Source organism: Halomonas sp. HMF6819 (assembly GCF_044335525.1).
Taxonomy (GTDB): domain Bacteria; phylum Pseudomonadota; class Gammaproteobacteria; order Pseudomonadales; family Halomonadaceae; genus Vreelandella.
The window spans coordinates 245,862-258,603 of sequence record NZ_JBIQVY010000002.1 but is presented as its reverse complement, the minus strand read 5'-3'; the positions used below and the strand labels follow the sequence as shown (position 1 = coordinate 258,603).

Genomic DNA, 12,742 nt, shown 5'->3' with positions numbered 1-12,742 from the left:
TATGGAGTGTGCGGGAACTATGCTCTTTCAGGTACCGAATCCGGGCGCTTTATCAGGACAACTGTGAGAAAGCCGCTTACTGATTCCCAAGGTTGACCAGCAGAATATACCCGTCGACCCAGAGCATCGCCACGGTGCCTGCCAGCGCGATGGCCTCCGGTCCCTTCATAACCGCGGGCGTCTCGTCTTCCTTCGCCCCGCTCAGCCGGTCCCATACCTTTTCCGCATCTTCGAACGCCAGGTAGATGCCGCCCAGCATCAATATAATTACCAGCCGCATGGGCAGAAAGTGGGTCAACAACAGCGCCACCGGCAGAGTGCTCAGCAGTTTGGTGCGAATCGAGCCCAACGCGATTTTCTTCACGATCGGCCGTTAGCGCTCGGCTTGGCCTACGCGCTCAGAGTGCCCTCTATCGATACTGCTTGATGTGGTCGATCAAGGCGCGAAGCCTGGGCGTGACCGTACGCCGGCTGGGGTAGTAAAGATAAAAGCCGGTGAAGGGTGCCAGCCATTCGTTGAGAATCGGGACTAGCTGGCCCTGTTCGATGTAGGGCAGAAAGGTCTCCTCCATCCCAAACGTGATGCCCCCACCGGCCAGCGCCGTTCGGATCATCAATAGCATATCGTTGGTGGTCACCTGGGGGTTGACGGCGACATCGAAGGCGCTTCCATCGCGCTCGAATTCCCAGCGGTAGGGGGCCGTTTCGGGAAGCAAGCGCCAGCCGATACAGCGATGACGTATCAGCTCACCAGGGTGCGCTGGAGAGCCATGGCGAGCCAGGTAATCAGGCGAAGCGACCGCGACTTGCCGCTGCTTGCCGGTCAGAGGGATCGCGATCATATCCTGTTCGATCACCTCGCCAAGTCTTATGCCGGCATCGAAACCTGCCGTCACGATATCGAACGCTTCATCACTGACCACTATATCCAGGGTAATACCCGGGTAGCGCTCGATAAAATCGGCAATCAGCGGCCCCGACAGAAACCGCTCCGCAATCGATGTCGCGGTTACTTTCAACGTGCCCTGGGGCGATTCCGGGCTATCCAGCGCGACGTCCAGCGCTGAGGCTATTTCCTCCAGCGGGCCCTCGATTTCCCGATACAGGCGCGCCCCCTCTTCGGTGAGGCGGACACTTCGCGTCGTTCGATTGAAAAGCGGCCGGCCCAGCGTGCTTTCGAGCTTTTGAACGCCTTGGCTTACCGCCGAGCGCGTCATGCCCAATTGATCTGCCGCGGCGCGAAAGTTATTCGCTTTCGCCACGGCAATGAACATCTTCAAAAGATTGAGATTCTGGCTCATTGGTCAATCCAGCTAACCGATATGTAAAGCATTGAACATATTCTACTTAACACGGTAGCGCTATATCTTCGTGACCCACGGGTAACGCGTGATACCCGGCATGGACACCAGAGGAGAAAAACCATGAGTATCGAAAACAAGGTGGTATTGATCACAGGCGCAAGTAGCGGCATTGGTGAAGGAATGGCACGCGAACTGGCCGCCGCCGGCGCCAGAGTGTTACTGGGTGCTCGCCGTCTGGAGAATCTCGAAGGCATCGCCTCAGAGATTCGCGCACAGGGTGGCGTCGCCGAGGCACGCGCGCTGGACGTCACCGATCGCCACGCCATGGCAGCGTTCGCTCAGCACGCAATGGATTGCTTTGGACGTATCGATGTGCTGATCAACAACGCCGGTATCATGCCTCTTTCGCCGCTGTCGGCAGGCAAGTTCGATGAGTGGGAGCGTATGGTCGATGTCAACATCAAGGGAGTGCTGTGGGGCATCGGTGCCGTACTTCCCTTTATGGAGCGTCAGGCTGAAGGCCAGATCATCAATATCGGATCGATTGGCGCACTCAGGGCCGTTCCCACCGCCGCCGTTTACTGCGCCACCAAGTTCGCCGTGCGCGCTATCTCCGATGGATTGCGCCAGGAGACCCCGAATATCCGCGTCACCTGTGTAAACCCGGACGTCGTGGAGAGCGAACTGGCCTCGACCATCACCCATGCTGAAACGGCCGGCTTCATGGATGAGTACCGTGCGATTGCGCTTCAACCTCTCGATATCGCTCGCGCCGTCCGGCAGCTCATCGAAGCGCCTGCGAACGTCGACACCTCGGAAATCACGATCCGCTCTACTGCGTCACCCAACTAGGTTCTTTATCACAAGAGGGGGCTAGAGCGCTCGATAAAGCCCACGGCAGGCGAGCCATCACCGAGTTTCTAAACCAAACGCCCCCCTATCAAGCGCTACTCACATCAGACTCGCCTTGGGTTTCTCCCGCTCGGGGCCCCGGTTTAAACGCATGGGAACGCGCCCCCCAAGCGACGATAAAGGCCATAACAAGCAAGACCACCAGCGACCAGGGGAAGACGCTGACACCCCACGCATCAAGCAGCCTACCGCCAGCGACGCCGCCGCCCGCAATCGCGCCGTTCCATGCCACCACATTCATGAAAAGCGCTACATCCGCGCCACTTCCAGCCGTATCGGCAAGCGCGGTTTGCATCAAGGTGGAAGCACCGCCGAAGGTAATCCCCCACACCACAATGCCGATAAAGACGACCACGGCGCTTTGCGTGTTGACACCGAAAATGAACGCGGTGATTGCGAACACAGCCAGGCTTGTCAGCACCGTGGTGAGCAAATGGCTGTCCACCAGATTGCCGGCCATCCAGATACCACCAAGCGATGCAACGCCAAAGGTCAATAGCGCCAGATCAACCCGTTCGCCGAGTGCCGTGGCCGCCACAAACGGCGCAGTGTAGGTGTAGAGAATATTGTGAGCCAGCATCCATGTGATGACCACGGCAAGCACTGGCTGCACGCCCGGGGTCGTAAAGACGTTTCGCAATGGCATACGCTCACCTTTCGGCTGGCCGGGATAGTCGGGAACCCTGGCCATTACCCATACCGCCAGCACCAGTGTCAAAGCAGACATCACCCAGAAAGCGGTACGCTAGCCGGCGACCGAGTCCATGTAGGTGCCAAGCGGCACGCCGAGCGACAACGCCACGGGGATGCCGACCATTGCCACGGCCATGGCACGCCCCTGTTGATGAGGCGCCACCATACGCCGCGCATAACCCGCGAGAAGACTCTAGGCCAGCCCGGCGGCAACGCCGGCAAAGAAGCGGGCAACCAACGTCAGGCCATAGCTACTGGACAGCGCCGTGACCGAGTTGAAAACGAAGAACCCCCCGATGGTGAGCAGCAGCACATTGCGCCGCCGCCAGCCGCGTGTCGCAATCGTCAAAGGAATTGCCGCCAACATCGACCCCAGCGCATACGCCGTCACCATCTGGCCTGCCAACGACTGGCTGACCCCGAGGCCGTTACTGATTTGAGGCAACAATCCCGCCGGCAGCGTTTCGGTCACGATGCAGATAAAGCCCGTCATGGCCAGCGCCAGCAGGACGGAAATGGGAAACTTATCGGACGATGCCGATTCCGCTTGAGTAGAGGAGTAGGCCACAAAAATACCCTTTTGAAGATGACGTTTAACCCTGGGAAGCAGGTGCCCAGAGCATCCATCGAAACATATGTATCGATCGGTACAAATATGTGGCGGCGGGCCATTTATCACCAAGGACTTTTGTATCGAGTAGTATATAAGTCATTTATAGTGAGTGACTCAAGGGAGTTCGAAATGGCACAGATGGGACGCCCCAGAGTGTTTGATCGACAGCAAGCCATCGAGCAGGCGATGCACCTTTTCTGGGAGCAGGGTTACGAGACAACGTCTTTAAGCCAGCTCAAGGCTCTGATAGGCGGCGGCATCTCTGCGCCAAGCTTCTATGCCGCTTTTGGCTCTAAGGAAGCCTTGTTTCAAGAGGCGGTGCAGTGTTACCTGGAGAGCTATGCCCGAGTGACGGACGCTCTATGGGACGATGAAATACCGCCCAGAGAAGCGGTCGAACTGACGCTACGTCGTTCGACGAAAATGCAGTGCGAAGCGGGACATCCAAAAGGCTGCATGGTGGCCCTGGGCACCATAAGCGCCTCAAAACCTGAGCATGCTCATATTACAAAGCCCTTGGCCGTCTCGCGTGCGCGTACTCACGCTGGTTTTGTACGCTGCGTTGAGCGTGGCATTGCGATGGGCGAGCTCTCGAAAGAAACCGATGCCCAGGCCATGGGTACGCCGTTCAGTAGCTTTTTGCTGGGTGTGTCGATATCAGCGAGAGACGGCGTCAAAATATCGGTCTTCAATGCCTCTATTACCGAACTCATGAAGCTGTGGGACGCCGCACGCCACGAGCGGCAATGAGGCAGAGAGGCACCACCGCTCGGCTTCACGGTACGCTGACCGAGGTCCGGATCAACGTTCGAGAGTCTGTCTATTATCGCTACTTCATCGATGACACTCGGATCATGTGGCCACCTGGCGCGCAGAATCTTTACGCCCGCTCGGTCGACCGCCCGCTTTCGCTGACGGTGGCCATGATCGACCTTGCCCCGCGCCAACATCGAGAGGCCCCGAGGCGGCCTACCTGCCACGCGCCTCGTTTCATCAGCGGCGCGTCAAGGCTAGAATCGAAAACCTCGTATCCTTTCTGGAACACCGCCATGAATCTGTCCCCGTCATGAACCTGTCTGAGCTAGTGGATTTCAATCTCGTCGCGCGCCACGGCGGGTTCGGGCGCGCGGCGCGGGCGAGTGGCCGGCCCAAGGCGACGCTTTCACGGCGAGTGGCCGAGCTGGAGCGCCGCCTGCAGCTACGCCTGTTCGAGCGCGGCGGGCACCGGCTAACACTGACCGAGGAGGGAAAAGCGCTTCACGAGCGCACGGGCACGCTGTTGGCCGAGCTCGATGAAACCATGCTCGCCATCGCCTCCGGCGGCGACCGGCCCCGGGGGCGGCTGCGCATCAGCGCCCCGCTGCTGTTCTGCCAGCTGGCTATGGGCCGACTGGCGGCGGAGTTCGCCCTGGCCTACCCGGAGGTGCAGCTCGAGGTCACCTCCGAGGACCGCCCGGTCGAGATGATCGACGAAGGCTATGACCTGGTGATTCGAGTAAATCCCGAAGAGGACGAACGCCTGTACGGACGCCGCTTTCTGCATGACCGTCTGGTCGCGGTGGCAAGCTCGCAACTCCCCAAACCGGCGGTTGATCAAGCGGCTCCCGCGGTGGTGCGCGCCGGTGGCCCGCCGGTCTCGACCTGGGAGCTGACGTCCAACGGCACCACGGCTCGGGTCGACGTTAGGCCCGTTCTGCGCCTCTCGTCGATGACGATGATGCGCGATGCGGTTCGCGCCGGTGCCGGCGCGGGGTTGCTGCCGCTGTCGCTGGTCAGCCGGGACCTCGAGGCGGGCAGGCTCATCGCTTGGGGCGACGTCCACGGCCCGGCGATCGACCTGTGGGCGCTCTACCCGTCGCGCCGACTGCTCAATGCGCGGGTTTCCGCCTTTTTGACCCACTTGAAGAGCGCCTTTCCCTCGGGTGAGCCCGAAGAGCTCGCGGCCTATATCGACCCATAAGCCAGCCTTGCGACACGATTTGATCGCCGCTGCCCCCGGCGGCGCAGGTTTTCCACGCCGCCATGGCTTTCCTGGACGCCAGCATCACACGGCTACGTTGCCGCAGTGTGCGGTAACTACACGGCCTGCATCAGGGCAACGGCGTCCGCCCCCGCGGCGAGGCGTGCCGGGCTGTCGGGCTCGGTAACGCTGCGCCAAATGGCCTGTGCCACGTCCTCGGCGGATGTTAGCGCACCGGTTTCCTCCTGCCAGGCGGCGAATACCCGTTCCGCCAGCGGGCCGTAAGCCTCCGGGATTGCGCCGGCCATTCGGGGCCCCGCGTTGGCGGCAAACGCCGTATCCGGCGCCCGGCCCGGCAACACCGTGCGCACGCGGATGCCGAAGGGTTCGAGCTCGATCGCCATGCTGTCGCTCAGCGCATTCACCGCCGCCTTACTCGCCGTGTAAAGCGCGAGCAGCGGGAGCGGCATCAGCGTGACGCTCGAGGTAACGTTGACGATCGTGCCCGCGCCGCGCTCACGCATCTGTGGCAACACGGCTTGGGTCATCGCGATCGTGCCCAGCGTGTTGGTCTCGAAAAGCTCCCGAGCAACGGCCACTGAGGTTCCCTCGACGGTGCTGAGCAGGCCGATGCCGGCATTGTTGACCAGCGCATCGATAGGGCCGGCCGCCACCACCGCCCGGGCAATGCTGGTCGGGTCGGTGACATCGAGCGCCACGGTACGCAGGTTGACTGATGACGGCAAAATACTTTCATCGGGGGTGCGCATGGTGGCCACGACGCGCCAGCCGCGAGCTGCGAAGTGGTGAGCCGTCGCCAGGCCAAAGCCGGATGAGCAGCCAGTGATGAGGATAGTGGGCATGATGAACTCCTGTGTTTCAGTGAAGGAAAGAGTGCGCCGCCGTTCAGGACGCCATCAGCGCACGAGCAGCGTCGTGGTAGCGGTGCAACGGCCGGCCGAGCAGCATCGTCAATCGCTCGACATCGCCCTTCTCCGGAATCATGCCGTCGCTGACATAGCGCTCGGCCATTAGCCGCATTTCGTAGGCCATCCAGGCCGGCATGAACGCCGCCATCGATTGCTCGAACCCGCTTGGGTCATCACCGCCATAGGCAATGGGGCGTTCCAACACGTGTGACCAGATTGCGGCGATGTCGTCGCCGGTCAGCGTGTCGGGGCCAACCAGGTTGATGGTTTCCAGCGGCAGCTTGCTCGGCGAACGCTCCCGCCGTAGCAGCTCGAGCGCCGCCACTTCGCCTATATCGCGGGCATCCACCATGGCCACGCCCTTGCGGCCGATCGGCATGGGGTAAACGCCGTGCTCCTTGATCACGTCCTTCACCATGACCTCGTTATCGATGAAGTAGGTCGGGCGCAGGATGGTGGCGCCAAAGCCCATAGCCTCCAGCATCCGCTCCGCGCCGGACTTGACCGCAAAATGGGGCACATTGACGGCGGTATCGGCGCCAAACACCGAGAGATAGACCACACGCTCTACCCCCGCCTCCCGCGCGATGTTGAGGGTAATGATCGCTTGGGTGAATTCATCGCCCGTGACCGCGTTCAGCAGAAACAGCGTGCTGATGCCGTCAAAGGCGCGGCGCAGCGCGTCGATATCGAGCAGCTCGCCCTGCACCACCTCGACGCCTTCGGGAAAGGATGCCTTGGCGGCATCGCGAGTCAGCACCCGAACGTGGGCATCGCGGGTCACAAGCTGTTCGACAACGTGGCGGCCGACACGGCCGGTGGCACCGATCACTAGAATGGTCATGGTTCTTCGCTCCTCAGAGGCTGTTGGACTGACCATCTGAAGATAATTGATCCGCGAGACATCCAATAGACCGTAGAATTGGACAAACTGTCTCGATAATGGAACAGCTTAAGTCCGATACCGAGCTTCGATCGGCATCTTGCCTTTCAGAGATTGTGGCCGCTGCCAGGCAATGAAATTCGGCGAGCAAAACGCTATTATCCGGCTCGATAATTTTTATGATGACGCCATTCGCTTTCACACTCTTACTGGACACGCCATGCACAACCTCTGGATTCCCGTCGTCGCCATTGTCGTCGTAGCGGGCCTGATCTTCGGCAGCCAAGCCTACTCCGAGGCCCAGCGCGATGCCCATATTTCCGAGGCGATTTCGCAGCGCCTCGACCGCCAAACGCCGGCCGAGATCTCCAACCTGATGAGCGTCAACAAGGGGTACGGGGTGTGCGGCGACTATGCGCTTTCAGGCGCCGAGGGCGGGCGCTTTTACTACAACAGCGCCACCGAGCGGCTAGCGGTGGGCAGTAACGACGCGCTGTACCAGGATAACTGCGCGAGCGTTTTGAGGTGACCTTCCCAAAAACAGGCCGGGCACATCTGTAAACCAATTAACTAGACCGCAGTTAACATCGTAGCTAGAATCACGCAGTAAACCCATCTGGATAAAAAAGGTTACTGCCAATATGTACGATACGTCTCGTTCTTTCACACTCCCTACGCCTTCGGCCCTGTCTCACTACTCGCTGAGTTGCAAGATAGTCGCGGTCGTGCTGGGCGCTCTCTTTTTGACGCTGTGCTCCTACGTACAAGTGCCTATGGTGCCTGTGCCCGTTACGATGCAAACCTTCGGGGTACTGTTGGTCGGGGCACTTTACGGCTGGCGCTTGGGCGCGCTGACCACGCTGACATGGCTGGGTCAGGCCGCCATGGGCCTGCCGGTGTTGGCGGGCGGTGCAAACGGCTGGGTGGCATTTGCCGGGCCGACGGCGGGATATCTGTTCGCCTTCCCGCTGTGCGCGGCGCTGACGGGCTGGCTGGCCCAGCGCGGCTGGAACGGTCAGCGCGCAGCACTTGCCTTCGCGGCCATGATGCTGGCCCACGTGCTCTGCTTGGCCGCTGGCGGCGCCTGGCTTGCACAGTTCGTCGGCATGGAACAAGCCATCGCGCTGGGTGTGGCGCCGTTCCTGGTCGGCAGCGTGCTGAAATCGGCCCTGGCCACCGTGACGCTCAAACTGATCGCCAGCCGCCACCGCGATAACGCGTGACCATCCGGCTACGCGGCCACCACCTGCTCTGCCTGCTCACCTATGTAGGCAAGGGCTACAGCGCCGCCTTCGTGGCCAACTACGACCGGCTCGCCGCGCGCCTTTCTGGCGGCGAGCCGGTAGAACTGGTGGCGGGGCCGGATGACATCTGCGCCCCGCTGCTGGCCCCCGCGTGCGAGCCGCCCCACTGCCTGAACGATAGCGTCATCGCGCGGGACAGCGCCGCGCTTGAAGATATCAGCGAAACGCTGGGCCGCCCGCTGGCCGTTGGCGATACCATTGAACTGGGTAGCGCCACGCTGGCATCGCTAAGGGCGGCGTTTCGCGCCGGGCGCAATCGGCAGGCGTGTATTGGCTGTCAGTGGTATTCGCTGTGTACGAATGTGGCGAGGAGTGGTTATGACGGGGTGCGGGTCGGCGTTATGTGCCCCCAATCTTAAACGGATTGGCTATTGAAAAACGTCGCCTCCCTCGCGGTTGATATCGGCCCTTGACGCCAGCGTTGAAGCAGATAGCTCGTTGTTGGCGGCCTTGCGTGAAATAAAGGAGCGCTGTTAGGTTTTTTCATACCCCACATTTCATTCGCTCAGCGTTTATCGCCTGATGGCCCACCTGTGATCTGGAGATAAGAGAGAATGACCTCGACGGCGTGCGCTCGTCGCTCGGCCAACCACTGCGCGTCGGTTAGATCCTGCTCGAAAATGATCGATAACGTGTCACGCTGGTTGATGTGAATGATCGACAGCGAAAGGATCGAGATATAGAGCTGGGTGGGGTCAACGGCGCTACGAAACACCCCCGCCGCTTCGCCGCGTACGAGTGTGTCACGGATCATGCCCACCAGCGGGGTAGTTTGCTGCACTACCTTGGCGGATTTACGTAGCATGCGACCACCCAGCAGGTTCTCGTTACGCACGAGGCTTGTAAACTCCGGATGCTCGGCCATGTGATCGAAGGTGAACTCGACCAGCGCCTGCATACCTGCGACCGGCTCGAGATCGCTCAGGTTGAGCGCTTTTTCCTTGGCCCGCAGCTCCTCGTAAACGCGCTCTAACACCGCCAGATAAAGGCCTTCCTTGTCGCCGAAGTAGTGGTACGCCATACGCACGTTGCACGCCGCGGCGCGCACGATACGCTGCATCCGCGCCCCGTCGAAACCGCACTCGCAGAATTCATCCGTGGCCGCCTGTAGCAGGCGCTCGCGCGTCTCATTGGCGTTACGGCGGGGTTTGCCTGTCTGTGCGTTCGACGATACGCCAAGCGCCTCGCTTTCACTCATTCATACATCCTTGTGCTCTTGTAGTGTCTCGCGCTATTGCCCTAACGCAATACCATCGCTGCGCGGGTCGTGGGCCGCGTATAGCCCTTTTGAGGGGTCGATTAGCACAGCCCCGGGGTGGCCAGCCAGCGCGCTCTGGGCGGGCAGCGGGCTAACCTGGTGGCCACGACGGGAAAGCTCTGCAAAGACCGCCGCCCCCGCATCCTCTTCCAGTTTCAACGTATCACGCCCGTCGGAAAACGTGCGCCCCAACAGAAAGCGTGGTTTTTTCAGAGCGGTAAGCGGGTCCAGGCCGTAATCGATCAGACGGGTCAGCACCGCCGCCAGGGTTTGCGGCTGGCCATCCGCCCCTTGGGTGCCGTACAGCAGGCGCGGCTTACCATCGACGCGGTACATGCCCGGGTTCAGAGTATGAAAAGGCCGCTTACCCGGTGCCAGCGCGTTGGGATGGTATGGATCCGTGTTGAACGCCGCCCCCCGGTTGTGCCACAAAATGCCCGTATCGCCCACGCTGACGCCGCTGCCCCAGTCATAGTAGATCGTCTGCAGCATCGAAACGGCGTTGCCGAAACGGTCCGAAGCGGCCAGGTACACCGTATCACCATGCTGGTAAGCGTGGGGCCACGCCAGCGCGTTGTCTGCCTCAATATGGGCGGCCTGAGCGTCGAGATGAGGTGGTGAAAGCAGCTCTTCGAAGGGTATCGATGCAAAATCCGGGTCGCCCAGGTGGGCGTTTCGATCCAGAAAGGCGCGCTTCACCGCCTCGACCAGCAGATGGTAATAGTCCGCGCTTCCCTCTTCGATGCCGGCAAAATCGAAACGCTCGAGAATACCCATGATCTCCAGCGTGGTCATGCCTTGGGTAGGCGGGCGGTGGGCCAGCAGCTCGCCGCCCCGGTAAGGTATAGAGAGCGGCGACTCGACTCGCGCCCGCGTCGCCGCCAGGTCCTCCGACGTTAGCGGCGAGCCTGCCGCCGCCAGCCCTGCGGCAATCTTCGCGCCCAGTTCGCCTTCATAGAAATCCCGGTAGCCATTGGCGGCCACCGAGCGCAGCGACGCGGCCAGTGCCGGCTGGCGCAGAATATCGCCCGGCTCGGGCATTTTGCCCTCCGCCATGAATAGCGACTGCACGCCGGGCATCGTCGCCATCTCGTCACGGCGGAAATCGAGCCAGAAGCGCTGTGAGGGCGTGACCTCAAAGCCCTCCTCAGCAAGTCCAATAGCCGGGTCCAGCAAGGCCTGCCAGTTCATCCGTCCGCCGCAGTGTTGACGCGAGATATCGTGGGCCTGGCCCCAAGTGTCCACCGTAGCCGCCGTGGTCAAGAGCGACCCCGGCCCTCTATCGGGTAGCGCGCCCTTGTGCTCGATCCTGGCTTGGGGCGCTTGGCCAATGCCGGAAAGCGTGCGCACCCCGCCCTGGGCGTCGGCGATGATCATGAAAGCGTCGCCACCCAGGCCGGTGAAGTGCGGGTAGGTCACCGATAGGCAAGCGCCCATGGTGATCGCCGCCTCGACGGCATTGCCCCCTTGGCGTAGTACCTCGCGCCCGGCTCTAGTTGCCAGGGTGTGCGGGCTGGTCACCACGCCCTCCTGGGAGTGCGCCAGGGCGTTTGGGGCCGTATTCGGGGAAGTTGTCACTATCGTCATCCTTGTTTCAGGCGTTTAGCCGCCGTACACCATATTGGGTAGCCACATGCTGACCGCAGGAAGGTAGGTCAGCAGCACCAAGGCGATGAGCGCGATGCCGATAAAGGGCAGCGCTCCGCGCACCGTTTGTACGTAATCGACGCCCTCGAGTGTGCCCGCCACGAACAGGTTGAGCCCGAAGGGCGGCGTGAACATGCCGATCGCCCCGTTCACGGTGAGCACTGCCCCCAAGTGGACCGGGTCGATACCGATGCGCGTGCCCACCGCGTAAAACAGCGGCCCGAGAATCACCATGATCGAAGAGGCATCCAGGAACATGCCGGCAATCAACACCGTCACGTTGATCAGCAAGAAGATGTGGTAAGGGTTCTCGGAGAGCGACAGGATGGCGTTGGCGAGCTGAGTGGCCAAGCCATTACTGGTCAGAAACCAGGCCAGTACCGAGGCCGCCGCGAGAATGATCATCACCTGAGCAGTCGTGGTCGCCGCGTCGATCATGCTCTGAAACAGCTCCTTGACGGTTTTTTCGCGGTAGATCAGCGCCGCGACTAACAGCGCGTAGACCACCGACACCGCAGCGGCCTCGGTAGGCGTGAAGATGCCCAGATAAATCCCGCCCAGCACGACGACAGGCACGCCAAGCCCCCAGGAGGCGTCTTTCAGCCCGGCCAATACCTCGCGCCAGCTGGGCGGGTTCATCGGGGCGACGCCATCTTTTTTGGCGCGATACCAACAGTACGGCAGAAAGCACGCGGCATATAAAAGCCCCGCGCCCACCCCCGCCATGAACAGCGCGCCAACCGATACCCCGGTGACCGCCGCGTAGACGATCATCACCACCGAAGGCGGAATGATGATGCCAAGCGAGCCGGAGGAGACCAGCAAACCAATGGAGAACGGCCCGGAATAGCCCTCCTTACGCATCGCCGGGTAGAGTAGCGACCCCACCGCGACCACCGTTGCAGGGCTGGAGCCGGAAATGGCGCCGAAGAACATACTCGATGACACCGCCGTCATCCCCATGCCGCCAGTAAAGCGCCCCACCAGCAAATTAGCGAAACGGATGATCCGCTGTGAGAGCCCGCCGGCACTCATCAGGCTACCGGTCAGGATGAAAAACGGAATCGCCATGAGCGGAAACTTGTCCAGCCCCGCGAACAGCCGCTCGACGACGATGGCCAGCGGAATATGGCTGAAGCTGCCCATCGTCGCCATGACCGAGCCGGCCAGGGCGATGAAGATCGGTGCCCCTACCAGCATCAACGCCGCCAGCAGCACTAAAAACGTGATAACCATGGG

The 12,742-nt window shown here is 61.3% G+C and carries 14 protein-coding genes and 1 pseudogene; 7 read left to right on the top strand and 8 right to left on the bottom strand.

The window, feature by feature from the left end; translation table 11 throughout:
• Positions 1–76: 76 nt before the first annotated feature.
• Both ACGLWX_RS07150 and ACGLWX_RS07145 read right to left on the bottom strand, forming a co-directional pair.
• Positions 77–364: a DUF808 family protein gene (locus tag ACGLWX_RS07150; protein ID WP_396238538.1), complete on the bottom strand. Its 288-nt coding sequence runs from the start codon at positions 362–364 to the stop codon at positions 77–79.
• A 46-nt stretch (positions 365–410) separates the two neighbouring features.
• Positions 411–1,301: a LysR family transcriptional regulator gene (locus ACGLWX_RS07145; RefSeq protein WP_396238536.1), complete on the bottom strand. Its 891-nt coding sequence runs from the start codon at positions 1,299–1,301 to the stop codon at positions 411–413.
• Positions 1,302–1,424: 123 nt separating this feature from the next.
• On the opposite strand from ACGLWX_RS07145, the gene ACGLWX_RS07140 reads away from it, so the two are divergent.
• Complete coding sequence (locus tag ACGLWX_RS07140; protein WP_396238534.1) at positions 1,425–2,156, top strand: SDR family oxidoreductase; 732 nt, start codon at positions 1,425–1,427, stop codon at positions 2,154–2,156.
• A gap of 88 nt (positions 2,157–2,244) precedes the next feature.
• Here ACGLWX_RS07140 and ACGLWX_RS07135 read toward each other — a convergent pair.
• Positions 2,245–3,402: pseudogene (locus ACGLWX_RS07135) on the bottom strand (MFS transporter).
• A 249-nt stretch (positions 3,403–3,651) separates the two neighbouring features.
• Here ACGLWX_RS07135 and ACGLWX_RS07130 point away from each other — a divergent pair.
• From ACGLWX_RS07130 to ACGLWX_RS07120, 3 genes are read left to right on the top strand one after another with little or no spacing between them, the layout of a single operon-like run.
• Positions 3,652–4,272, top strand: coding sequence for a TetR/AcrR family transcriptional regulator (locus tag ACGLWX_RS07130; RefSeq protein ID WP_396238533.1), 621 nt, complete (start codon positions 3,652–3,654; stop codon positions 4,270–4,272).
• Complete coding sequence (locus tag ACGLWX_RS07125; protein ID WP_396238531.1) at positions 4,269–4,592, top strand: hypothetical protein; 324 nt, start codon at positions 4,269–4,271, stop codon at positions 4,590–4,592. The genes ACGLWX_RS07130 and ACGLWX_RS07125 overlap by 4 nt, the downstream gene beginning before the upstream one ends.
• Positions 4,589–5,482 (top strand): LysR family transcriptional regulator, encoded by an 894-nt coding sequence (locus ACGLWX_RS07120; protein ID WP_396238529.1) that lies wholly within the window; start codon positions 4,589–4,591, stop codon positions 5,480–5,482. The genes ACGLWX_RS07125 and ACGLWX_RS07120 overlap by 4 nt, the downstream gene beginning before the upstream one ends.
• A gap of 116 nt (positions 5,483–5,598) precedes the next feature.
• Here ACGLWX_RS07120 and ACGLWX_RS07115 read toward each other — a convergent pair whose 3' ends face one another.
• Both ACGLWX_RS07115 and ACGLWX_RS07110 read right to left on the bottom strand, forming a co-directional pair.
• Positions 5,599–6,345 carry an SDR family oxidoreductase gene (locus tag ACGLWX_RS07115; protein ID WP_396238527.1) on the bottom strand — a complete coding sequence of 249 codons (747 nt, stop codon included), beginning with the start codon at positions 6,343–6,345 and terminating at the stop codon, positions 5,599–5,601.
• 43 nt (positions 6,346–6,388) lie between these two features.
• Entirely contained in the window at positions 6,389–7,255 is an 867-nt protein-coding gene (locus tag ACGLWX_RS07110) for an SDR family oxidoreductase (RefSeq protein ID WP_396238525.1), read from the bottom strand.
• Positions 7,256–7,514: 259 nt separating this feature from the next.
• Here ACGLWX_RS07110 and ACGLWX_RS07105 point away from each other — a divergent pair, with 259 nt between their 5' ends.
• The 3 genes from ACGLWX_RS07105 to ACGLWX_RS07095 all read left to right on the top strand — a co-directional run bounded on the left by ACGLWX_RS07105 (position 7,515) and on the right by ACGLWX_RS07095 (position 8,957).
• On the top strand, positions 7,515–7,823 hold the full coding sequence (locus ACGLWX_RS07105; protein WP_396238523.1) for a hypothetical protein: 309 nt from the start codon (positions 7,515–7,517) through the stop codon (positions 7,821–7,823).
• Between the two features lie 247 nt (positions 7,824–8,070).
• Positions 8,071–8,517 carry a biotin transporter BioY gene (locus ACGLWX_RS07100; RefSeq protein ID WP_396238521.1) on the top strand — a complete coding sequence of 149 codons (447 nt, stop codon included), beginning with the start codon at positions 8,071–8,073 and terminating at the stop codon, positions 8,515–8,517.
• Entirely contained in the window at positions 8,514–8,957 is a 444-nt protein-coding gene (locus ACGLWX_RS07095; RefSeq protein ID WP_396238519.1) for a DUF1284 domain-containing protein, read from the top strand. The genes ACGLWX_RS07100 and ACGLWX_RS07095 overlap by 4 nt, the downstream gene beginning before the upstream one ends.
• 146 nt (positions 8,958–9,103) lie before the next feature.
• Here the strand turns inward: ACGLWX_RS07095 and ACGLWX_RS07090 are convergent, their stop codons facing one another.
• Genes ACGLWX_RS07090 through ACGLWX_RS07080 form a run of 3 tightly spaced genes read right to left on the bottom strand, consistent with a single transcriptional unit; the run spans position 9,104 to position 12,739 of the window.
• Positions 9,104–9,796: a TetR family transcriptional regulator gene (locus tag ACGLWX_RS07090; protein WP_396238517.1), complete on the bottom strand. Its 693-nt coding sequence runs from the start codon at positions 9,794–9,796 to the stop codon at positions 9,104–9,106.
• Positions 9,797–9,829: 33 nt separating this feature from the next.
• Positions 9,830–11,434: a gamma-glutamyltransferase gene (ggt, locus tag ACGLWX_RS07085; RefSeq protein ID WP_396238515.1), complete on the bottom strand. Its 1,605-nt coding sequence runs from the start codon at positions 11,432–11,434 to the stop codon at positions 9,830–9,832.
• Between the two features lie 24 nt (positions 11,435–11,458).
• Positions 11,459–12,739: a TRAP transporter large permease gene (locus tag ACGLWX_RS07080; protein ID WP_396238513.1), complete on the bottom strand. Its 1,281-nt coding sequence runs from the start codon at positions 12,737–12,739 to the stop codon at positions 11,459–11,461.
• Positions 12,740–12,742 lie beyond the last annotated feature (3 nt).

Excerpts from the sequence above, each read along its gene's own strand:
- ACGLWX_RS07080 (WP_396238513.1), bottom strand. The coding sequence starts at position 12,739 with ATGGTTATCACGTTTTTAGTGCTGCTGGCGGCGTTGATGCTGGTAGGG.
- ACGLWX_RS07120 (WP_396238529.1), top strand. The coding sequence starts at position 4,589 with ATGAACCTGTCTGAGCTAGTGGATTTCAATCTCGTCGCGCGCCACGGC.
- ACGLWX_RS07145 (WP_396238536.1), bottom strand. The coding sequence starts at position 1,301 with ATGAGCCAGAATCTCAATCTTTTGAAGATGTTCATTGCCGTGGCGAAA.
- ACGLWX_RS07090 (WP_396238517.1), bottom strand. The coding sequence starts at position 9,796 with ATGAGTGAAAGCGAGGCGCTTGGCGTATCGTCGAACGCACAGACAGGC.
- ACGLWX_RS07105 (WP_396238523.1), top strand. The coding sequence starts at position 7,515 with ATGCACAACCTCTGGATTCCCGTCGTCGCCATTGTCGTCGTAGCGGGC.
- ACGLWX_RS07125 (WP_396238531.1), top strand. The coding sequence starts at position 4,269 with ATGAGGCAGAGAGGCACCACCGCTCGGCTTCACGGTACGCTGACCGAG.
- ACGLWX_RS07110 (WP_396238525.1), bottom strand. The coding sequence starts at position 7,255 with ATGACCATTCTAGTGATCGGTGCCACCGGCCGTGTCGGCCGCCACGTT.
- ACGLWX_RS07115 (WP_396238527.1), bottom strand. The coding sequence starts at position 6,345 with ATGCCCACTATCCTCATCACTGGCTGCTCATCCGGCTTTGGCCTGGCG.
- ACGLWX_RS07130 (WP_396238533.1), top strand. The coding sequence starts at position 3,652 with ATGGCACAGATGGGACGCCCCAGAGTGTTTGATCGACAGCAAGCCATC.
- ACGLWX_RS07140 (WP_396238534.1), top strand. The coding sequence starts at position 1,425 with ATGAGTATCGAAAACAAGGTGGTATTGATCACAGGCGCAAGTAGCGGC.